The 20731-nt window shown below is 72.2% G+C and carries 16 protein-coding genes and 3 pseudogenes; 12 read left to right on the forward strand and 7 right to left on the reverse strand.

The window, feature by feature from the left end:
* Window positions 1-46: 46 nt before the first annotated feature.
* From ACFWN1_RS20845 to xseA, 3 genes are all read right to left on the reverse strand, one after another.
* Complete coding sequence (locus ACFWN1_RS20845) at window positions 47-637, reverse strand: malonic semialdehyde reductase (RefSeq protein ID WP_384363967.1); 591 nt, start codon at window positions 635-637, stop codon at window positions 47-49.
* Between the two features lie 114 nt (window positions 638-751).
* A complete protein-coding gene (locus ACFWN1_RS20850) occupies window positions 752-985 on the reverse strand; it encodes an exodeoxyribonuclease VII small subunit (protein ID WP_384363969.1) in 234 nt (77 codons plus the stop codon).
* Between the two features lie 9 nt (window positions 986-994).
* Entirely contained in the window at window positions 995-2215 is a 1221-nt protein-coding gene (gene xseA, locus ACFWN1_RS20855; protein ID WP_384363971.1) for an exodeoxyribonuclease VII large subunit, read from the reverse strand.
* A 90-nt stretch (window positions 2216-2305) separates the two neighbouring features.
* Between xseA and ACFWN1_RS20860 the strand changes: the two genes are divergently transcribed.
* Window positions 2306-3322 carry a 4-hydroxy-3-methylbut-2-enyl diphosphate reductase gene (locus ACFWN1_RS20860; protein WP_384363973.1) on the forward strand — a complete coding sequence of 339 codons (1017 nt, stop codon included), beginning with the start codon at window positions 2306-2308 and terminating at the stop codon, window positions 3320-3322.
* Window positions 3323-3351: 29 nt separating this feature from the next.
* The gene (ppgK, locus tag ACFWN1_RS20865) at window positions 3352-4107 is read left to right on the forward strand and encodes a polyphosphate--glucose phosphotransferase (protein ID WP_384363975.1); all 756 of its coding nucleotides are present in this window, start codon (window positions 3352-3354) and stop codon (window positions 4105-4107) included.
* A 54-nt stretch (window positions 4108-4161) separates the two neighbouring features.
* Here the strand turns inward: ppgK and ACFWN1_RS20870 are convergent.
* Window positions 4162-4706: pseudogene (locus ACFWN1_RS20870) on the reverse strand (DUF1062 domain-containing protein); the annotation flags it as partial.
* 211 nt (window positions 4707-4917) lie between these two features.
* Entirely contained in the window at window positions 4918-5367 is a 450-nt protein-coding gene (locus tag ACFWN1_RS20875; protein WP_384363977.1) for a DUF6542 domain-containing protein, read from the reverse strand.
* 317 nt (window positions 5368-5684) lie between these two features.
* Between ACFWN1_RS20875 and ychF the strand changes: the two genes are divergently transcribed.
* From ychF to ACFWN1_RS20890, 3 genes and pseudogenes are all read left to right on the forward strand, one after another.
* Window positions 5685-6773, forward strand: coding sequence for a redox-regulated ATPase YchF (gene ychF, locus ACFWN1_RS20880; RefSeq protein WP_384363979.1), 1089 nt, complete (start codon window positions 5685-5687; stop codon window positions 6771-6773).
* Between the two features lie 197 nt (window positions 6774-6970).
* Window positions 6971-7093: pseudogene (locus tag ACFWN1_RS20885) on the forward strand (type II toxin-antitoxin system Phd/YefM family antitoxin); the annotation flags it as partial.
* A pseudogene (locus ACFWN1_RS20890) lies at window positions 7094-7347 on the forward strand (Txe/YoeB family addiction module toxin).
* Window positions 7348-7847: 500 nt separating this feature from the next.
* Here ACFWN1_RS20890 and ACFWN1_RS20895 read toward each other — a convergent pair.
* Window positions 7848-9050 carry a serpin family protein gene (locus ACFWN1_RS20895; protein WP_384363981.1) on the reverse strand — a complete coding sequence of 401 codons (1203 nt, stop codon included), beginning with the start codon at window positions 9048-9050 and terminating at the stop codon, window positions 7848-7850.
* 430 nt (window positions 9051-9480) lie between these two features.
* On the opposite strand from ACFWN1_RS20895, the gene ACFWN1_RS20900 reads away from it, so the two are divergent.
* From ACFWN1_RS20900 to ACFWN1_RS20920, 5 genes are all read left to right on the forward strand, one after another.
* Window positions 9481-10233: a GntR family transcriptional regulator gene (locus tag ACFWN1_RS20900; protein WP_384363983.1), complete on the forward strand. Its 753-nt coding sequence runs from the start codon at window positions 9481-9483 to the stop codon at window positions 10231-10233.
* Between the two features lie 362 nt (window positions 10234-10595).
* Window positions 10596-10787 (forward strand): SPOR domain-containing protein, encoded by a 192-nt coding sequence (locus tag ACFWN1_RS20905; RefSeq protein WP_384363985.1) that lies wholly within the window; start codon window positions 10596-10598, stop codon window positions 10785-10787.
* A gap of 39 nt (window positions 10788-10826) precedes the next feature.
* Window positions 10827-11237: a (deoxy)nucleoside triphosphate pyrophosphohydrolase gene (locus ACFWN1_RS20910; RefSeq protein WP_384363987.1), complete on the forward strand. Its 411-nt coding sequence runs from the start codon at window positions 10827-10829 to the stop codon at window positions 11235-11237.
* A gap of 151 nt (window positions 11238-11388) precedes the next feature.
* Window positions 11389-11817 carry an ATP-binding protein gene (locus ACFWN1_RS20915; protein ID WP_384363989.1) on the forward strand — a complete coding sequence of 143 codons (429 nt, stop codon included), beginning with the start codon at window positions 11389-11391 and terminating at the stop codon, window positions 11815-11817.
* 322 nt (window positions 11818-12139) lie between these two features.
* On the forward strand, window positions 12140-14722 hold the full coding sequence (locus ACFWN1_RS20920; protein ID WP_384363991.1) for a SpoIIE family protein phosphatase: 2583 nt from the start codon (window positions 12140-12142) through the stop codon (window positions 14720-14722).
* 20 nt (window positions 14723-14742) lie between these two features.
* Here ACFWN1_RS20920 and ACFWN1_RS20925 read toward each other — a convergent pair whose 3' ends face one another.
* A complete protein-coding gene (locus ACFWN1_RS20925; RefSeq protein WP_384363993.1) occupies window positions 14743-16218 on the reverse strand; it encodes a hypothetical protein in 1476 nt (491 codons plus the stop codon).
* A 196-nt stretch (window positions 16219-16414) separates the two neighbouring features.
* On the opposite strand from ACFWN1_RS20925, the gene ACFWN1_RS20930 reads away from it, so the two are divergent.
* Together ACFWN1_RS20930 and typA are read left to right on the forward strand one after the other, a co-directional pair.
* Window positions 16415-18592, forward strand: a complete 2178-nt coding sequence (locus ACFWN1_RS20930; RefSeq protein ID WP_384363995.1) for an ABC transporter substrate-binding protein — start codon at window positions 16415-16417, stop codon at window positions 18590-18592.
* Window positions 18593-18762: 170 nt separating this feature from the next.
* The gene (gene typA, locus ACFWN1_RS20935) at window positions 18763-20670 is read left to right on the forward strand and encodes a translational GTPase TypA (protein ID WP_384363997.1); all 1908 of its coding nucleotides are present in this window, start codon (window positions 18763-18765) and stop codon (window positions 20668-20670) included.
* Window positions 20671-20731 lie beyond the last annotated feature (61 nt).

A 20731-nucleotide genomic window follows, 5' to 3' on the forward strand; every position in this document is an offset into this window, starting at 1 on the left:
TTCCGGGGGCCTTCGCGCCGGCCGTGAGCGGCCGAGGGGGCGCTGCTCAGACGGTCGTGATCACGTCGCTGTAGGACAGGCGCGGGCCACGCGGGTGCGAGGCGTCCGCGGCCGGGCGGCCGATGTTGACGATCATCAGCGGGGCGTGGTCGTCGTCCAGGAACTCCTTGCGGACGCCCTCGGGGTCGAAGCCGGTCATCGGGCCCGCGGCCAGGCCGGCGGCGCGGACGCCGACGACGAAGTAGGCGGCCTGGAGCGCGGCGTTCAGCACGGCGGAGCGCTCACGCACCGGGCGCTCGGCGAAGAAGGCGTCCTTGGCCTGCGGGAACGCCGGGAACAGGGCCGGCAGCTCCTCGTGGAACTCGTTGTCCGCCGAGAGGATCGCCACCAGCGGGGCCGTGGCGGTCTTGGCGCGGTTGCCCTCGGCCATGTGTCCGACCAGGCGCTCGCGGGCCTCGGGGGAGCGGACCAGGGTGATCCGCAGCGGGGTCTGGTTGAAGGCGGTGGGGCCGTACTTGACCAGGTCGTAGATCGCGCGGACCTGCTCGTCGGTCACCGGCTCGTCGGTGAAGGAGTTCGCGGTGCGGGCCTCACGGAACAGCAGGTCCTGGGCGGCCGGGTCGAGAACGAGAGACATCTGTGACTTCCTGGGATTCGTGCAGGTCCCCGGTACGGGACCTGATGACGGGCCCGACCCTACGCCAAGAAGTTCAAGCTTTAACAAAGTCCCGCGACAGGGACCTCCGGCCCGCTACTCGCCCTCCGCTTCCTCCTCGCCATGCCCCTCCTCAGCGAGCGCCGCGTCCAGCCGCTCCCGCGCCCCTTCCAGCCAGCGCCGGCACACCTTGGCCAGCTCCTCGCCACGCTCCCACAGCGCGAGGGACTCCTCCAGCGTCGTACCGCCCGCCTCCAGCCGCCGCACGACCTCGATCAGCTCGTCCCGCGCCTGCTCGTACGACAGCGCCTCGTCCACCTTGCCGCTCATCCGCCCACCCTACGCATCGCCGCCGACATCGACCCGTACGGCGAACTCGCCCGCCGCCACCCGCGCCCGCAGCGGTTCGCCGGCGGTCACCCCGGCCGGGTCGCGGACCACTTGGCCGTCCGCCTTCTGCAGGACCGCGTAGCCGCGCCGGAGCGTGGCCGCGGGGGAGAGGGCGACCACGCGCGCGCGGGTGTGTGTCAGCTCCGACTCCGCCCGGTCCAGCAGATGCCCCAGCGTGCGCCGGGCGCGGCCCAGCAGTGCGTCCAGCTGCTCGGCCCGCTCGTCCAGCATCCGGTGCGGGTGCTCCATCACCGGCCGGGCCAGCGCGTGCGCCAGCCCCCGCTCCTCGCGCTCCAGCAGGGCGTGCGCGCACCGCCGGCCCCGGTCGCGCAGCATCCGTACCCGCGCCAGTTCCTCGCCCACGTCCGGGACGACCTTCTTGGCCGCGTCGGTCGGCGTGGAGGCGCGCAGGTCGGCCACCAGGTCCAGCAGCGGGGTGTCCGGCTCGTGCCCGATCGCCGAGACCACCGGCGTACGGCAGGCGGCCACCGTCCGGATCAGCTCCTCGTCGGAGAACGGCAGCAGATCCTCCACGCTGCCCCCGCCACGGGCCACCACGATCACGTCCACGTCGTCCCGCGCGTCCAGCTCCTTCACCGCCTGGACCACCTGCGGCACCGCGTGCACCCCCTGCACCGGCACATTGCGCACCTCGAAGCGCACGGCGGGCCAGCGGTGCCGGGCGTTCTCCAGCACGTCACGCTCCGCCGCCGAGGCCCGGCCGCACACCAGCCCGATCAGCTGCGGCAGGAACGGCAGCGGCTTCTTGCGGTCCGCCGCGAACAGCCCCTCCGCGGCCAGTGACTTCTTCAGCTGCTCCAGCCGCGCCAGCAGCTCACCCACGCCCACCGGCCGTATCTCCGCCGCCCGCAGCGAGAGCTGCCCGCGCGGGGCGTACCACTCCGGCTTGGCGAGCACCACGACCCGCGCGCCCTCGCCGACCACGTCCGCGACCGCGTCGAACACCTGCCGGTAGCAGGTCACGCTCACCGAGATGTCGTGCGAGGGGTCGCGCAGGGTCAGGAACACCACCCCGGCACCGGGCCGCCGCGACAACTGCGTGATCTGCCCCTCGACCCACACCGCGCCCAGCCGGTCGATCCAGCGTCCGATCAGCCGGGAGACCTCCCCGACCGGGAGCGGGGCCTCGGGCGACGTGTTCACAGCCATGCGGCGAGCGTAACGGCCGCCACCGACAACGGGGGTGCGCCGGGGGACACCCCCCGGGGGGATCTACGGGGTCCGGCACCCGGCCTTACGATGGGACGCATGACCGCTTCGCCTGGCCGCCGTGTCCTGCTCGCCGCCCCCCGTGGCTACTGCGCCGGTGTGGACCGCGCCGTGATCGCCGTCGAGAAGGCCCTGGAACAGTACGGGGCCCCGATCTACGTCCGGCACGAGATCGTCCACAACAAGTACGTCGTGCGGACCCTGGAGAAGAAGGGTGCGATCTTCGTCGAGCAGACGGACGAGGTGCCGCCCGGCCACATCGTGATGTTCTCCGCGCACGGCGTCGCCCCGGCCGTGCACGAGGAGGCGAAGCGCGGACAGCTGGCCACCATCGACGCCACCTGCCCGCTGGTCACCAAGGTCCACAAGGAAGCCGTCCGCTACGCCCAGGACGACTACGACATCCTCCTGATCGGGCACGAGGGGCACGAGGAGGTCATCGGCACCTCCGGCGAGGCCCCCGAGCACATCCAGCTCGTGGACGGCCCCGAGGACGTCGCCAAGGTCGAGATCCGCGACCCCTCCAAGGTGGTCTGGCTCTCCCAGACCACCCTCTCCGTGGACGAGACCATGGAGACCGTCGACGCCCTGAAGGCGAAGTTCCCCGGCCTGGTCTCCCCGCCCAGCGACGACATCTGCTACGCCACCCAGAACCGCCAGCTCGCGGTGAAGCAGATGGGCGCCGAGGCGGAGCTGGTCATCGTGGTCGGCTCGCGCAACTCCTCCAACTCCGTGCGGCTGGTCGAGGTCGCCAAGCTGGCCGGCTCCCGCGAGGCGTACCTCGTGGACTACGCGAGCGAGATCGACGAAGCCTGGCTGGAAGGCGTCACCACGGTCGGCGTCACCTCCGGCGCCTCCGTCCCCGAGGTCCTGGTCGAGGAGGTCCTCGAGTGGCTGACCCGGCGCGGCTTCGGCGACGTGGAGCTGGTCAAGGCGGCCGAGGAGTCCATCACCTTCTCGCTGCCCAAGGAACTCCGCCGCGACCTGCGCGAGGAAGCCGCCGCACTGGTGGCCCAGCGCGGCGGAATCGGCACGCCCGGGGCGTGACCGTCAGTCGTACGTCGTAACGTATGGCCATGCAGATCTTCGGCGTGGACATCGGCGGGTCCGGCATCAAGGGTGCCCCGGTGGACCTGGACAAGGGCGATCTCGCCCAGGAGCGCTGCAAGGTGCTCACCCCGCATCCGGCGACGCCCGAGGGTGTCGCCGACGGCGTCAAGGAAGTGATCGACCACTTCGGCTGGACCGGCCCGGTCGGGCTGACCTTCCCCGGAGTGGTCCAGGACGGCGCCACCATCCTCACCGCGGCCAACGTCGACAAGCGCTGGGTCGACACGGACGCCCGCACCCTGTTCAGCGAGAAGCTGGGCGGCCTGCCGGTCACGCTGGTCAACGACGCGGACGCGGCCGGCCTCGCCGAGATGCGGTTCGGCGCCGGGCGCGGACGGAAGGGCACGGTCATCGTGCTCACCTTCGGCACCGGCATCGGCAGCGCGGTCTTCACCGACGGCGTGCTGGTCGCCAACACCGAACTGGGCCACCTGGAGCTGGACGGCCACGACGCGGAGAAGAAGGCGTCCAGCAAGGCCAAGGAGGACGGCGACCTCAGCTGGGAGCACTGGGCGCGGCGGGTCGAGAAGTACCTCGCGCACCTGGAGATGCTGTTCTCGCCCGGCCTGTTCATCATCGGCGGCGGGGTGAGCCGCAAGGCCGACAAGTTCCTCCCGCACATCACCGGTGTCAAGGCCGAGATCGTCCCGGCCCAGCTCCAGAACAACGCGGGGATCGTGGGCGCGGCGATGCGCGCGGAGCAGCGGGCTTCGGCGGAGTAGCGCGGTGGTGGTGCCGGGGGCCTGTCCGGGCCGGGCAGGCCCCCGGCCCGGACAGCGTTTGAGCGTGAAGGTGAAGTCGCCGGACAGTCCGCTGTCGAGCCGGACCGCCGACACGAGGCTGCCCCGCGCGATCAGCCGGCCGACCTCGCCCCCGTGAGCCCGCACCCTTCGGCGATCAGCCGGACCGGACGGACCGGGACCCGCGCCGCGAAGCGGACCGCGACGTCGATCACCTCGCGGTCCAGGTGGTCCGGGCCGCCGGTGTCGAGCCGCCAGGCGCCGTACCGGTCGAGAGCGACGCGATTACGGCGCCGTACGACCGGGTCCTGGAGCAGCTCGGCCGCGAGGGCGGAGTCGTCGTCGTGCAGCCGGTCCAGCAGCTCGGGCCGTACCGAGCGGATGTTCGCCCGCTCCAGGACCGTGAGCTTCGCGGTGCCGCCGCAGCCCGTGCAGAGCACGAGCAGCCAGACGTCGACGAGCTTGTGGTGGGCGTTGACACGGAACTTCCCGTTCGCCCGGAAACGGCCGGACGCGCACGCGCGGCAGCGACGCCGGACCAGAGGCAGGCAGGTGGGTATGACCACCCGGTCGTGAAGCACGTGGGTACACCGGTTTCAGTGAGAGTTCGCAGCGGGAAGCGGCGTGGCGCCAAGGCGCGACGCGCGACGCGCGACAGATCAGCTCGCGGGGGGTCTCACACGGTGTGCAACGGCATGCCTTCCGCCCGGACGGCTCGGTCGGGCAGCACGGAGGCACCGCGCCAGGAGTTTCGGATCGCTCACTCGGGTGCGGCGCCATGCGCTGTCGGCTCTACGCTCGGCGCCGTCTGGCGCGGACCCAGCGCACCCGGCGTACGAGGACGATCACGCCCGCGACCAGCGTCCCGCCGTACAGCCACACGGCCTGGGTGGCGAGGCCGGTGAAGACGCCCATCAGGGAGCCGGGGAAGCCCGCGCTGCCGTCGGCGAGCGGGAAGAGCCCGGCGCCGAAGGCGATCGGCAGGGCGACGGGCGCGGTCAGCACGTCGCCGGCGCGCACCCAGAGCGCGGTCAGCACGCACACGGGCAGGAACAGCACGCCGTAGGCGATCAGGGACTCGAACAACAGGGCGTCCAGCGCCCCGAGCACCAGCATCGACGCCACGCAGAACAGGCCGCCGCCGAGCCCGGTGAGCCGGGGGTCGGGGAAGCGCCGGCCGGTGGGCGCGGGGCTGGGCTCGGCGACGGGGCCGCGTACGGCCTCGGGGCCGCGGCGGGCCACGACGGGCACCCCGGCCGAGCGGCGCGCGGCGTCCGGACCGCGCCGGGCCTGGGGCGGAAGGTGCGCGGGCGTGGGTGTGCCGCGTCGCGGCCCGTCTTTCGGAGGTCGCGTTCTGTGTTGCTCCACTGGACCAACTTAGGTCTGTTTATGTGCCGAATCGCCCTTCAGACACGCCGGAGACATGTCCGGGGACCGGTCCGACCGGGCGGGGGACGCTCCCGCGTACAGCCCGTCGCGGACGCCGTAAACTAATGGATCGGCCGGTGTCCCCTGGGCCCTGGCAGCCCCTGGCCCACTCCTCTACGGGAAGTCGCAACGTGTCGCTCACGATCGGAATCGTCGGCCTGCCCAATGTCGGCAAGTCGACCCTGTTCAACGCCCTGACCAAGAACGACGTGCTGGCGGCCAACTACCCGTTCGCCACGATCGAGCCGAACGTCGGCGTGGTGGGCGTGCCCGACGGCCGGCTGGCCCGGCTGGCGTCGGTCTTCTCGTCGGAGCGCATCCTGCCGGCGACGGTGGACTTCGTCGACATCGCGGGCATCGTGCGCGGCGCCTCCGAGGGGGAGGGCCTGGGCAACAAGTTCCTGGCGAACATCCGCGAGTCCGACGCGATCTGCCAGGTCATCCGTGCCTTCAAGGACGAGAACGTCGTGCACGTCGACGGCAAGGTCTCGCCCAAGGACGACATCGAGACGATCAACACCGAGCTGATCCTCGCCGACCTCCAGACCATCGAGAAGGTCCTGCCGCGCCTGCAGAAGGAATCGCGGATCAAGAAGGACGTCGCGCCGAAGGTGAAGGCGGTCGAGGAGGCGAAGGACATCCTGGAGAAGGGCGACACCCTCTCCTCCCAGGGCATCCTCCAGGGCTCGGAGCGCGCGGAACTCCTCCACGACCTGCACCTCCTCACGACCAAGCCCTTCCTCTACGTCTTCAACGTGGACGAGGACGAGCTGACCGACGAGGACTTCAAGAACGCCCAGCGCGCGCTGGTCGCCCCGGCCGAGGCGATCTTCCTCAACGCCAAGCTGGAGGCGGACCTCGCGGAGCTGGACGAGGAGGACGCGATGGAACTCCTCGAGTCCGTCGGCGCCGAGGAGCCCGGCCTCGCCACCCTCGCCCGCGTCGGCTTCAACACCCTCGGCCTCCAGACCTACCTCACGGCCGGCCCCAAGGAATCCCGCGCCTGGACCATCCCCAAGGGCGCCACCGCCCCCGAGGCCGCCGGCGTCATCCACACCGACTTCCAGAAGGGCTTCATCAAGGCGGAGGTCATCTCCTTCGAGGACCTCATCGACACGGGGTCCGTGGCGGAGGCCCGCGCCAAGGGGAAGGCCCGGATGGAGGGCAAGGAGTATGTGATGCGGGACGGGGATGTGGTGGAGTTCCGGTTCAACGTGTGAGCGGATGAAATGACACCACGTCGTTGACGTGGCAAACGTGGAGGTCAGATAAGGTCCGTCTCTCCGGAGGTGGACCCCTGGCCTTTCCCCGTGCCGGATGGGTGCTGGATCGGCTGAGTGGCCATCAGTCGGTTCCCCTCTGAGATGACACCAAGAGTGGTACGTTATTGAGTACCGCTCGATGGAAAAAAACAGTCATGTCCATAACTGCGAGTGAAGCGCGCAAGGAACTGTTTCCGTTGATCAAAAAGGTCAACGAGAACCATGAGGCCGTCGAGATCGTCTCCAAGCACGGCAATGCGGTGCTTGTCTCGGCCGACGTGAGGCTCGTATTCGAGGATCAGGGCTGGGAGGACTACACGTCCTGGCTCAAGAACGACCGCAAGATGCGCGCCCGGATCAACAAGCTCATCGAAGATGTCAGGCGTGACCCTTTCGCTGGCATCGGCAAGCCGGAGCGCTGGAGTATCACCTGCATCGGGCCTGGTCGCGACGGATCGACGAAGAGCATCACCTCGTCCATCTGGTGACTCACAAGGAGATCGTCATCCTCACTGCCCGGTATCACTACTGATCGGTGAGTGTTAAACGTGCTGGGGCGTCACTTCCGTGCCGGGAATACCTATTTCGAACCCCGGTTTTCGCAGGTGTGATCCTTGTGTTCGACGTTCAGCTCCGCCGTAGCCGCGTTCCGGTGCAGCCTTTCGCGCGGCGAAATGGGGAGTCGCTGAATGGCTGATGTGGTCCGGGGGTAGCGGGGCTGAGGTCATGTGCGGGACAAGGCAGGGGCACTTGCTGACCGCCCTGTGGAGGAGCGGCAGGGCACTCACGTTCAGGGCGGTTGGGGTCAGGTGGAAGGTGAGGGCCAGGGCGGTGGCCGGTGCCGGGTCCGGTTCATAGCCGGCGGGGAGCAGGGTGCTCGCGCGGAACCAGGCGATGGTCGTCAGAGCCGAGGACGGCATGGCCGCCAGGGTCCACAGGGCCAGGCCGGGTGGCTGATCGCGTCGCCGGGGAGGGACGCGGGGACGCCCAGGGGGGTCGGGAGCGCCGTGTACAGGGTGATCAGTCGCTTGCTCATGAGGTGTTCGCGGGGCTCAGGTGCATGGCGGGGTACGGGGTCGGGCTGGTGACCCACCCCGAAGTCAGCAGGAGGCGTGGGGTGTGGGTGGTGGTGAGGAAGGCGAAGGGGCGGTCGTAGGTGAGGGTCAGGACGGTGGTGGTGTGGGGGAGTCGGGGTGGGGCGGCGCCCGGGGTGGCTGCCGCCGCCGTCACCGCTCCGGCCTGGAACCCCCTCGCGCTGAACCGGGCCACCGCCGACTGGCGGGCCGCGCCGATCGTGAGGGGCGTGCCGGTGATGCCGGGGAAGTGCGCGTTCGGGGTCGTGGGCAGGCCGAAGAGGTGCGGGTCGGCCAGCAGGTCGTGGTCGGCGCGCACCTCGTACGCCACCGTGCGGACGTCCAGGGCCAACGGCTCCGGGGTCGCGGACGGGCGCTGCTCCACGTGCAGGCCCGGTCCCACGTGCCCCAGAGGCAGCCGGCCGCCCTCGGTGAACGGGAGCGTGCGCTCCACCAGGCCCACCCCGGCCGTGATGACCTGACCCGGGGTCATGCCCTCGTCACCGAGCACCAGGTGGATGTCGATGCCGTTGTCCCCGGGGACGGTCAGCGCGGTGACATGGCCGCCCGGTGTCGCCGCCACACCGACCCGGTCCGGCCGCACCGACCGGCGGAACAGGCCGAGCAGGGTGCGGCCCCGCCAGGGCCCGTGCTCCGGGCGCAGCGGCGTCTCGGTGAAGGGCCGGCGCCATTCCGTACGCAGGGAGAGGGCGCTCGCCAGGACCAGCCGGGCGTCCCGCGTGAGTCTGAGCGGCATCCGCTCGACCAGGCCGCCGGTGCGTTCTGCCGCCCAGGCGTCGAGGCGTTCCTGCGCGGTGATCAGGTCGTCGCCGAAGGTGCCCTGTGTCCCGGCGGGCAGCCCGGCCCGCCAGTCGTCCCGGAGGCGTAACGACTGGTGGGTCCAGAGGCCGAGTGCCGCGTCCAGGCCGGTCACCGAGGCCAGTTCGGCGAGGAGTGTACGGGCCACGGAGGCCGCCACATCCGCGGGGACGCCGAGCGCCTCCGACAGTTCCGCCCGCGCGTGGCCGCCCGCGCCGTCCGCCAGGAAGGCCAGCAACGGCCACACCCCGGCCGCCGAGAACGCCGTCCCGTCGTCCGCCGCGACCGTCCGCGCCCACCTCGCGGTGAGGCCGTTGACCGCCCGTATACCGCCGTCGCTCATTCCGTCCCCCACGCTCTGCCCGCCCCCAAGTCCGTTCCGCGCGTGGCCCGTTCGGAGCCCGGTCGCTTTCCGGTCCTGGCCGGACCCGCTCACCCCCGCGCGCGTTCGTACGGTAGCCCGGCCGGGGTCCGCGTCCGCCCCGCTGCCGCGACTCGTCCCGAGAACGGTACCGATGTCCGTGTTTCCCGCCCCCCGGAATCGGCCGCCCGAGGGGGAGGACTCGAGGTGTGATCCAGGCTCGGTGGGGGAGTCATGGGCGGAGAAAGCCGCCGCGCGCCGGAGAGGGGCGCCCCTGGCGGGAGAAAGTCGCTGGACGCAGGTGTGCGCGGCACCCCGTCATCACATCGAGTGATTCTCTGGCCTTTGCTTGCATGGCACAACCCACGGTTGCCAGGCTGTTGCTGTCTGTACAACCTGATGGGAGCGGCCAGTGACATTCGGTGAGCAGCCGGCGTACCTGCGTGTGGCGGGTGATCTCCGCCAGAAGATCGTCGACGGTTCACTGCCGCCCCATACCCGTCTCCCGTCGCAGGCCCGCATCCGCGAGGAGTACGGCGTCTCGGACACCGTCGCGCTGGAGGCCCGCAAGGTGCTGATGGCCGAGGGGCTGGTCGAGGGGCGGTCCGGCTCGGGCACCTATGTGCGCGAGCGGCCGGTGCCCCGCAGTGTGGCCCGCTCGGGGTACCGCCCCCAGGGCGGGGCCACCCCCTTCCGGCAGGAACAGGCCGACGCGACCGCGCGCGGCACCTGGGAGTCCAGCAGCGAGCGGGCGGAGGCGGCGGCGGAGATCGCCGAGCGGCTCGGCCTCCAGCCGGGCGAGCGCGTGATGCGCACCAAGTACCTGTTCCGGGACGCCGGGGAGCCGATGATGCTCTCCACCTCCTGGGAGCCGCTCGCCGTGACCGGCCGCACCCCGGTCATGCTGCCCGAGGAGGGTCCGCTCGGCGGGATGGGCGTCGTCGAGCGGATGCGCGCCATCGACGTGATCGTGGACAACGTCACCGAGGAGGTCGGCGCCCGCCCCGGCCTCGCCGAGGAGTTGCTCCTCCTCGGCGGTGTCCCCGGCCATGTGGTCCTCGTCATCCAGCGCACCTACTACGCCTCGGGCCGACCGGTGGAGACCGCCGACGTCGTCATCCCCGCCGACCGCTATCAGGTCGCGTACCACCTCTCCGTGCGGTAGGACCCCGGTGCGGTGGCGCACACCGGACGCGCCCCCCGGGGTGGGCGTGCGTGTGCGAACCGCGCGCCCGACCTCGCCGTCCCGCCGCGATCCGGCCGTTCTGCCTGCTGGCCGCCGGTCGGCCCGGTTCGCGCACTCGTTCCCCGGCCTCGCCGGACGCGGCGCGTTCGATTTCGCGCGCCCCCCGCGTTCTGGCCGGTTGCGTGCCTCTTCGTGAAAAGCCGTATTCGCTGTGTGAAGGTTGGGCGTACGCTCGGGCATATGCGTATCGCGGTTTCCTCGGGCGGGACACCTCGGGGCCCCGGAACAGGGAGCGGGTGGGGCGGGTGCGGAGGGGCACGGGAAGGGAAACGGTGGGGGCGATGAACGAGGGTGCGGTCGTTCTGTCCTGGCTCGTCGTACGGCAGGACGACAACGGCAATCGCTACCGTGTCGGCCGGTACGCGACCCGGGCCGAGGCCCAGAAGATCGCCGAGAGCCTCGACGGCCACGGGCACAAGCAGCTCTACTCCGTGGAGCGCGTGAGTCAGCACGGCGAGAGCACGCGCAACTGACACGGCCGGCCGGGCGCGCGCTCCCGTAGGCTCCGGGCCATGACCGAACGGATCGTGGTGGTGGCAGCCGCCCTGCTCGACGGGGACCGGCTGCTCGCCGCGCGCCGCAGCGGGCCCCCGGAGCTGGCCGGACGCTGGGAGCTGCCCGGCGGCAAGGTCGAGCCCGGCGAACGACCCGACGACGCCCTCGTGCGCGAACTGCGCGAGGAACTGGGCATCGAGTCCGAAACGGTCGAACGCGTGCCGGGCCAGTGGCCCCTGAAATCCCCTTACGTGCTGTGGGTGTGGACGGCCCGGCTCCGTCCGGGCTCCCCGGACCCCGAGGCTCTCCAGGACCACGACGAGCTGCGCTGGCTCACCCCCGACCGCCTCTGGGAGGTCCCCTGGCTCGACCAGGACGTCCCGGCCGTCCGTGAGATCGCCGCACGCCTGGGCGCGCGGGCGCGCTGATCGGCGTACGGGTGCGCGGCCCGGCGCACGGACCCGGCTCCGGACCGGGCCTCGCGGCGTGTACGCCGTTCATGCCACCATGCCCCGGCCTGCGCGGTACTGCCCCCGAATACCGGGTAGGTGGCCAGTAACCCCATGAAATCGGACATGGGTGGGCTCGCTTGCCTGGGAAGTGATCGGCGTGTTCGACACCGAGGGCGACTGCGCCGAGTGGACGTTCCCCTCGGAACCCGGCGCCGCGCGCGCGGCCCGCGCCGCTGTCCGGGGCCAGTTGGGCGGCTGGCACCTCGACTTCCTCGCCGATCTGACGGCGTTGCTGGTCAGCGAGCTGGTGACCAACTCCCTGCGGCACGCCGACGGCCCGATCGGACTGCGTCTGGTCCGCCCCGGCGAGTTCGACGGCGCCCTGCTGGTGGAGGTCTCCGACCAGGTGCCGGACCCGCCGCGCGAGCGTGTCGCGCGCCCCGAGGACGAGAGCGGCCGGGGACTCCAGCTGGTCGCCGGCTCCTCCCGCCGCTGGGGCACCCGGCCCGGCGGCGGCGGCAAGACCGTCTGGTTCGAACTCGCCATCCCGGAATGATGCCCCCGGGCGCCGTACGACCCGGAGCGCGGGCGGGTGCATCGGGGGCACGGCGGGGTGAGCGGGGGGTACGCGGTGGGTGCGCGCGCCCCCGCGTGGGTCGGCTCGTGCCCCGGTGCGCAAGCGCGTTGCCGGGCGCGTGATTCGAGGCAGTGTTCCCTGGTTAGAAGACTGGAAGTGTTGTCGCCGCCCGGTCCGGAAGGCACCCGTACCGAGCTGTGATCGTGAACACCGTGTCGTGCGGCGCCGTAGTGCTGGATACTGCGGGCAGCCGCCCCCGGTGACCGGTGCCGGGCGCGGTGAGCTGGAGGGGACGGTTCGCGTGAGCGAGATACCAGCGAAGGCCACGGAGTCCGAGGACCCGTCGGGCGGCGCGATGGCCCGGGTCGCCGAGGAGGCGGCCCCCGCCGACATGTGGCAGAGCAGTCCGCCCGGCTCGATCTACGACTACATAAAGGTCGCGTCCTTCTCGCTGAGTTCCGGCGGGCTGATCGAGCAGTGGAGCCTGCGCGCCGAACAGCTCTTCGGCGTCCCCGCCGGGCGGGCCGTGGGGCTCGACCCGATCGAGGCGTTCGTCGACCCCGACCTGCGCAGCCATGGCCAGCGCAAGATGGCCGAGATCCTGGACGGGCGGGAGTGGACCGGGGTGGTCCCCTTCCGGATGCCGGCCGCGCCGGACGGCTCGCCCGGTGAGGAGGGCATGGCCGAGGTCTACGTCATGCCCACCCGGACCGCCGAGGGCGACAAGGCCGCCGTGTGCATCGTGGTGGACGTGCGGACCCTGCGCGGTATGGAGACCGACCTCGCCGCCTCGCAGGCGATTTTCGGCCAATCTCCCTTCGGCTTCCTGCTGATCGACACCGAGCTGCGGGTGCGGCGGGCCAACTCGCGGTTCGCCTCGATCTTCGGCGGGGTCCCGGACGACCACCGGGGCAGGGGCGTGCACGACTATCTCCCGCGCGCCGAGGCCGACCGCGTGGCGGCCACCATGCGCCGGGTGCTGGAGACCGGCGATTCCGTCACGGACATGCATGTCACCGGCTTCGTGCCGAACTCCGAGGAGCGCCGGCACTGGTCCATCAACCTCTACCGCGTGCACAGCGGCAGCGGGCGCCCCATCGGGGTGGCCTGGCTCGGCACCGACATCACCGCCCGGCGCGAGGCCGCCCGCGAGGCCGCCTCCGCGCGGCGCAACCTCGCCCTGCTCAACGAGGCCGGCGCCCGGATAGGGAACTCCCTCGACCTGGAGACGACCGCCCGCGAACTGCTCGACGTGGTCGTTCCCGGCTTCTGTGACCTGGCCACCGTCGACCTCTACCAGGCCCTGCTGACCGGCGACGAGGCCCCGCCCAAGCTGGCCGACGGCAGCGCGGAACTGCGCCGGGTCGCCTTCGCCAGCGCCGTCTCCGACGCGCCGTTCGGCGGCTCGGGGGAGCGGGTGGAGCTGGGCGCGGTGCACCGCTTCCCGTTCAGCTCGCCCTGCGCGGACGCCCTGCGCACCGCCCGGCCGCAGCGGGTGCCCGCCGAGGAGGGCGGCCTCGTGCAGTCCACGCTGGCCGTGCCGATGGTCGCGCACGACACGGTCGTGGGCATCGTGCAGTTCGCCCGCACCAAGGGCAGCGAGCCGTTCGGGGACCGGGACCGCGACCTCGCGGTGGAGCTGGCCGCGCGTGCCGCCGTCTGTATCGACAACGCCCGGCTCTACCGGCGCGAACACGAACGCGCGCTGATGCTCCAGCGGTCCCTGCTCCCGCCCGGCGACCCCGAGGCGTCCGGCCTGGACATCGCCTGCCGCTACCTGCCGGGCAACGCGGCCACCGAGGTCGGCGGCGACTGGTTCGATGTCATCGAACTACCCGGCCACCGCACGGCGTTGGTGGTCGGCGATGTGATGGGCCGCGGCCTGCGGGCGGCCGTGGCGATGGGTGAACTCCGCACGGCGGTACGCACCTTGGCCCTGCTCGACCTCGAACCGGCCGAGGTGCTCTCCGCGCTGGACGAGATCGCCCGCGGTCTCGGCACCCCCGGCGGGGTGCAGCAGGCCACCCGCGCGGCCCGCCAGCCGCGCGACGCCGACCTGAGCGAGGTCTACCTCGCCACCTGCGTGTACGCGGTCTACGACTCCGTCACCCGGCGCTGCACCTTCGCCAACGCCGGGCATCTGCCGCCGGTTTTGGTGGAGCCCGGCGAGCCCGCGCTGATGCTCGACGTGCCGCCCGGGATGCCGCTGGGCGTGGGCGGCGAGCCGTTCGAGGAGGTGGACGTCGACCTGCCCGAGGGCGCCCTGCTCGCCCTCTACACCGACGGTCTGGTCGAGTCCCGCGACCATCCGCTGGACGAAGGGCTCCAGGCGTTCGTGCAGGCGCTCACCGACCCCTCCCGGCCGCTGGAGGACGTCTGCGACCACGTCCTGAACAGCCTCGACACCCGGCACGGCGAGGACGACATCGCCCTGCTCATGGCCCGCGTCCAGGGCCTGCCCGCCGAGTCGGTCGGCGACTGGACGCTGCCGCGCGAGCCGCGCAGCGTGGGCCGGGCCCGTGAGTACGCGCGGGCGCAGCTGCTCAGCTGGGACCTGGAACCCCTGGTCGATACCACGGAACTCCTGGTCAGCGAGCTGGTGACCAACGCCCTGCGGTACGGCGAGGGCGAGATCAGGCTCCGGCTGCTGCTGGACCGCACCCTGGTCTGCGAGGTCTGGGACGCCGGTCTGGTCCAGCCCCGCAGGCGCCGTGCCCGCGACACCGACGAGGGCGGGCGTGGGCTGCAACTGGTCGGGCTGCTCAGCGCGGCCTGGGGCTCCCGGCGTACCCCGCGCGGCAAGACGGTGTGGTTCGAGCTGCCGCTCCCCGGTGCCGACAGCCCGCTGACCGACCCGGCGGAGGCGCTGCTCAGCCTGTTCTGAGGGGCCCGGCGGAGGCGTCGTCAGTCCGGTCGGGGGCGGGAGTGGTCGTGGGTCTCCGGGCCGCCGTCGCTCACCGGCGGGTCGTGGTCCGGCTCCCCGCGCCGGAGCGCCCCGGCGGAGTCCTCCGCCTCGGACGCCGGTACCCCGCGCGTCCGTACGTCCCGCTCGGCCGACTCCAGGGCCCGGCGGGCCAGGGCGGCCGCCTCGACGGGGTGCGGTGCGGCGAGGGTGCGTACCGCTGCCGCCAGGAGGGAGCGGGCGTCGGCGGCCACCGCGCCGCGGTGCACCGCGACGAAGTCCTCGGCCTCGCCGGTCGCGGCCCGCGCCACCAGGTCGGCGGCGGTGTCCAGCACCCCGGTCCGGGCGCCGGGCAGCCGGACGAGGGCGCGGGTGATCCGCCGCAGCGCGGCCAGCGGGTCGTACGGGCCCGCCGTCAGTTCCTCGCGTACGGCGGCCAGCGTGCCGTCCGCGCCCGGGGGTGCCGGTGCGGCCGCAGCCAGTACCGCCTCCGCCCCGGTCAGCGCGGCCGGTACCAGCGCCGCGGCCTCCCGCAGCCGGCGGGCCGTGCGGTCCAGCCCGGCGAGCAGGATGCCGGCCTGCGCCACGGCGCCCTCGGCGGACCGGAGTTGCCACGTCCCGCGCTCGTCCTCACCCGAGTCGGCGGCGCGGCGGGCGTCGTTGATCCGGGAGGTGGCGAACACCAGCCGGTCCATGGCCTCTTCGACGCACCCGGCGGCCCGTGCTCCGGCCGAAGGACCGTACCGTGCGCGCAGTCCGGCAGCCGTGGCCCGCCCGTCCGACGCACGCGCTGCCAGCCCGCGGAACGCCCTCTCCGCGATGTCGAGCGCCGGGCCCAGCGGCCGGTCCAGGTCCGCCGCGCGCGCGTCCAGCACCCGCTCCGCCTCCGCGCACCTGCCGACGACGCCGGCCAGGATCTGTCGCCGGTCCACGGGATCGTGGGGTTCGCCCTCCTCGTACCGCTGCCACAGGCTGAAGGCGGCGGAGAGTTCGGTGCGGGCGGTGTGGATCGCCCGGCGGAAGGGGGTGAGGGTGCGCTCGTCGATGAGCGCGGCCGCGAAGGGCAGCTCCTCCTCGCAGGTCCGGACGCGGTCGTCCGCCCGGACCAGGGCCGCGCGGGCCTGGCGGTCGGTCTCGGCCGGTGCGGCGACGGCCGGCGCGGCGGAGGTCACACCGGGCGAGCGGCGGCTCCGGCGTACCCAGCCGTACGCGGCCAGCACCCCGGCGGTGCCGAGCACGGCGACCGGGAGGATCAGGTCGACGGCGGACGACTCGTCGTCGCGGGGAGCGGAGGCCGCCCCGGACGCGGCGGGGGTCGCGTGCGCGGGCGGTGAGGCGGTCGCCGGTTCCTGGGCCGCCAGGACCGGGATCGCCAGCCAGCCCGCCCCGGCGACCACGCCCACCAGCGCGTGCGCGACCCGCACCCGTATGTGCGCCGTGGCATGCCGGGGGCGGCCCCGGACCGGGGAAGACGTCACCTTCGGGAGCGTATGGGCGGGTGCGCGGCTCCGCGAGCGGGCGGGGTTGCGCCGCACGGGTGGGGTTGCCGTCCGGCGCGGTCGTGTCGCCCCGTCTTCCCCGGTGCGGTCGTTTTCAGTTAGTGCATAGATCTGATCAGCTCCATATACCGCCAAAAGTGGTCAACACGCCCGCGGCTTTCCGGAGGTAGCAGAGATGTCCCACGACGGCGCCGGCTCACGTGCGGTCCTGCGCGCGACCGCCTTCCTCACCGCGGGCGCCCTCGCGGTGCCCCTCCTCGCCGGCTGCGGCTCGGACGAGAAGGCCGGCCGCCCGCTGGCCGGACAGGACATCGCCCAGGTCAGCCGGGGCAAAGTCGCCGAGGGCGGCACCGTCAAGTGGGCCATGGACGCACTGCCGGAGACCCTGAACGCCTACCAGGCCGACGCCGACGCGGGCACCACCCGGGTCGCCCAGGCCGTGCTCCCCTCGATGTTCCAGCCCGACGCGAACGGCCGCCCGGCGGTGAACCCGGCCTACCTGGAGTCGGCCAAGGTCATCGAGACCGAGCCGCGCCAGGTGGTGCTGTACAAGCTGAACCAGCAGGCCGTCTGGAGCGACGGCCGCGAGATCGGCGCCGCCGACTTCGTCGCCCAGTGGCGCGCCCTGTCCGGCACGGACAGCGCCTACTGGACCGCCCGCAACGCCGGGTACGACCGCATCGCCAAGATCGAGCGCGGCGCCAGCGACCTCCAGGTCCGGGTCACCTTCTCCCGTCCGTACGCCGACTGGAAGTCGCTGTTCTCCCCGCTGTACCCGAAGGACGTCATGGGCACCCCGGACGCCTTCAACGACGGCGCCCGGCGCAAGCTCGGGACCACCGCGGGCCCCTTCAAGGTGGACAGGGTCGACACCGCGGCCAAGGACGTCGTCCTCACCCGCAACCCGCGCTGGTGGGGGCAGCCCGCCAAGCTCGACCAGATCACGCTGCACACCGTCGCCCGCGAGAACCGGTCCGCCGCGCTCGCCGACGGGACCGTGGACATCGCCGACATCGACGCGGCGGAGGCCCAGCGGATCGGCGGCGCCGCGGGCGGCACCGGCGCGGGCAGCCCGCTCGTGGGCGGTGGCAGGACCAGCGCCAAGAAGCTCCGCTCCTGGGCGCTCGCCCACGGGATGGAGTCGGGCGAGGTGGCGCACGCGAGCCGGAAGAAGCTGCGCGAGGCCATCACCCGGTACCTGGCCGAGCAGGAGGCGCTGCGCTCCTTCGACGTACGCAAGTCGCTGGAGCCCGCCTACACCCAGCTCGCCCTGAACGGTGCCGGCGGGGTGCTCGCCGACGAGCGGGTGCGCCGGGCCGTGGCCCGCGCGCTGGACCGCAAGGAACTGGCCAGGCTGGTGCTCACCCCGCTCGGCCTGCCCGCCGAGCCGGTCGGCAGCCACCTCGCGCTGGCCGGCCAGCCGGCCTACGCGGACAACAGCGGTGCCCTGGGCGGTCAGGACACCAAGGAGGCGCAGGCCCTGCTCGCGGAGGCCGGCTGGGTGGCGGGCGGCCCGGTCAAGACAGGGAAGAAGCCCGACAAGGCCGCCGGCCCGGAGAGCTCCACCAAGGACGACGAGGACCCGTCCGAGGGCGGCAAGGACGGCGAGTACATCGTCGGCGAGGACGACAAGAACCACGGCGACGAGAAGCACGGCGACAAGGGCGACGACGGCAAGAGTCACGACGACAAGTCCGACGGCAAGCAGTACACCGGCCAGGGCGGCGCCCCCGGCGCGTACGCCCCCAAGGGCACCGCGGCCCCCGCGGGCGCGGTCAACGGTCCGCTCGCCAAGGACGGCCAGGCGCTCAACCTCCGCTTCGTGCTCCCCACCGGCGCGGGCTCGGAGACCCTGAACACCGTCGCCGGGCGGATCTCCGTGATGCTGGCGAAGGTCGGCATCCGCACCACCGTCGTCAAGGTCCCGGACGAGAGCTACTTCAAGGACCACATCGCGGCCGGCGACTTCGACCTCGCCCTGTACTCCTGGCCCGCCTCCGCGTTCCCGGCCACCGACGCCCGCCCGATCTTCGCCAAGCCCGCGCCCGCCGCCGACGGTTCGGTGAACGTCGAGCAGAACTACACCCGCGTCGGCACCGACCAGGTGGACCAGCTCTTCGACCAGGCCGCCTCGACGCTGGACGAGGACGAGTCGCGCGACCTCATCTGCAAGGCCGACACCCGGATCTGGGCGGCCGCCGGCTCCATCCCGCTCTACCAGCGCCCGCAGCTGGTGGGCGTCCGGAAGACCTTGGTCAACGCGGGCGCCTTCGGTTTCCAGACCCCGGTCTACGAGGACATGGGCTTCCTGAAGAAGGGCGCGAAGGCCGCGCCGAGCCCGTCGAAGAGCTGACCGGGAGCCGACCGGGAGCCGACCGGAACCGGCCCTGCGTGGCCCTGCGGAGGCCGTCCCCCACAGGGCCACGTACCATGGGGTGAGGCCGTGGCGTGTCCAGCCCGGCAGGTCCCGCGCAGCAGAATCCGGCGCAGGGCAGTCCGCACACTCCGGGAGAACGCCGCAATATGGCCACGCGCCACGACATCCGTAACGTCGCCATCGTCGCCCATGTCGACCATGGCAAGACCACCATCGTCGACGGCATGCTGAAGCAGGCCGGCGCGTTCGCCGCCCACCAGCTCGACTCCGTCGACGACCGCATGATGGACTCGAACGACCTGGAGCGTGAGAAGGGCATCACGATCCTCGCCAAGAACACGGCGGTGAAGTACCACCCCAAGGACGGTGGGGACGCGATCACGATCAACATCATCGACACCCCCGGCCACGCCGACTTCGGTGGCGAGGTCGAGCGTGGTCTGTCGATGGTCGACGCTGTCGTCCTGCTCGTCGACGCCTCCGAGGGCCCGCTGCCGCAGACCCGCTTCGTGCTGCGCAAGGCGCTCCAGCAGCGGCTCCCCGTCATCCTGTGCATCAACAAGACGGACCGCCCGGACTCGCGCATCGACGAGGTCGTCAACGAGACGTACGACCTCTTCCTCGACCTGGACGCGGACGAGGAGCAGATCGAGTTCCCGATCGTCTACGCCTGCGGCCGTGACGGCATCGCCTCGCTGACCAAGCCGGAGAACGGCACGGTCCCGCCGGACTCCACCAGCCTGGAGCCCTTCTTCTCCACGATCCTGGAGCACGTCCCGGCCCCGACGTACGACGAGGACGCGCCGCTCCAGGCCCACGTCACCAACCTCGACGCGGACAACTTCCTCGGCCGTATCGCGCTGCTCCGCGTCGAGCAGGGCGAGCTGCGCAAGGGCCAGACGGTCGCCTGGATCAAGCGCGACGGCACGGTCCAGAACGTCCGCATCACCGAGCTGATGATGACCGAGGCGCTCACCCGCAAGCCGGCCGAGGTGGCGGGCCCCGGTGACATCTGCGCCGTCGCCGGTATTCCGGACATCATGATCGGTGAGACCCTCGCCGACCCGGAGAACCCCGTCGCGCTCCCGCTGATCACGGTGGACGAGCCCGCGATCTCCATGACCATCGGCACCAACACCTCGCCGCTCGTCGGCCGTGGTGGCACGGGCAAGGGCGCGGACGCCAAGTCCGCCGTCAAGGACCGCAAGGTCACCGCCCGCCAGGTCAAGGACCGCCTGGACCGCGAGCTGATCGGCAACGTCTCCCTCCGCGTGCTCGACACCGAGCGCCCGGACGCCTGGGAGGTCCAGGGCCGTGGTGAGCTGGCGCTCGCCATCCTGGTCGAGCAGATGCGCCGTGAGGGCTTCGAGCTGACCATCGGCAAGCCGCAGGTCGTCACCCAGCTGATCGACGGCAAGGTGCACGAGCCGGTCGAGCGCATGACGATCGACGTCCCCGAGGAGCACATGGGCGCGGTCACGCAGCTCATGGGCGTCCGCAAGGGCCGCATGGACAACATGTCGAACCACGGCTCCGGCTGGGTCCGCCTGGAGTTCGTCGTCCCCTCCCGCGGCCTCATCGGCTTCCGTACGGAGTTCCTGACCGGTACGCGCGGCACCGGCATCGCCCACTCCATCCACGAGGGCCACGAGCCGTGGTTCGGCACCCTGACGACCCGCAACAACGGCTCCCTCGTCGCCGACCGCTCCGGCTCCGTCACCGCGTTCGCGATGACGAACCTCCAGGAGCGCGGCGTGCTGTTCACCGACCCCGGCACCGAGGTGTACGAGGGCATGATCGTCGGCGAGAACTCGCGCTCCGACGACATGGACGTGAACATCACCAAGGAGAAGAAGCTCACCAACATGCGGTCGGCGTCGGCCGACTCCTTCGAGGCGATCGTCCCGCCGCGCAAGCTCTCCCTGGAGCAGTCGCTGGAGTTCTGCCGCGACGACGAGTGCGTCGAGGTGACCCCGGAGGCGGTCCGCATCCGCAAGGTCGTCCTCGACCAGAAGGAGCGCGGCCGCACGGCGAGCCGCGCCAAGCACGGCTGACAGCCGCACAGGCCGGCCCGAGCGCCGGCCGGCTGTGCCCGGCCGTCCCCTTTCCCGGGGG

Origin of the sequence: Streptomyces sp. NPDC058459, assembly GCF_042721685.1 — a bacterium.
In the GTDB taxonomy this organism is placed as follows: Bacteria; Actinomycetota; Actinomycetes; order Streptomycetales; family Streptomycetaceae; genus Streptomyces.

Bases quoted from the DNA above. Each gene is read 5' to 3' on its own strand.
- ACFWN1_RS20845 (WP_384363967.1), bottom strand. From the start codon at position 637: ATGTCTCTCGTTCTCGACCCGGCCGCCCAGGACCTGCTGTTCCGTGAG.
- ACFWN1_RS20850 (WP_384363969.1), bottom strand. From the start codon at position 985: ATGAGCGGCAAGGTGGACGAGGCGCTGTCGTACGAGCAGGCGCGGGAC.
- xseA (WP_384363971.1), bottom strand. From the start codon at position 2,215: ATGGCTGTGAACACGTCGCCCGAGGCCCCGCTCCCGGTCGGGGAGGTC.
- ACFWN1_RS20860 (WP_384363973.1), top strand. From the start codon at position 2,306: ATGGGACGCATGACCGCTTCGCCTGGCCGCCGTGTCCTGCTCGCCGCC.
- ppgK (WP_384363975.1), top strand. From the start codon at position 3,352: ATGCAGATCTTCGGCGTGGACATCGGCGGGTCCGGCATCAAGGGTGCC.
- ACFWN1_RS20895 (WP_384363981.1), bottom strand. From the start codon at position 9,050: ATGAGCGACGGCGGTATACGGGCGGTCAACGGCCTCACCGCGAGGTGG.
- ACFWN1_RS20905 (WP_384363985.1), top strand. From the start codon at position 10,596: ATGAACGAGGGTGCGGTCGTTCTGTCCTGGCTCGTCGTACGGCAGGAC.
- ACFWN1_RS20910 (WP_384363987.1), top strand. From the start codon at position 10,827: ATGACCGAACGGATCGTGGTGGTGGCAGCCGCCCTGCTCGACGGGGAC.
- ACFWN1_RS20930 (WP_384363995.1), top strand. From the start codon at position 16,415: ATGTCCCACGACGGCGCCGGCTCACGTGCGGTCCTGCGCGCGACCGCC.
- typA (WP_384363997.1), top strand. From the start codon at position 18,763: ATGGCCACGCGCCACGACATCCGTAACGTCGCCATCGTCGCCCATGTC.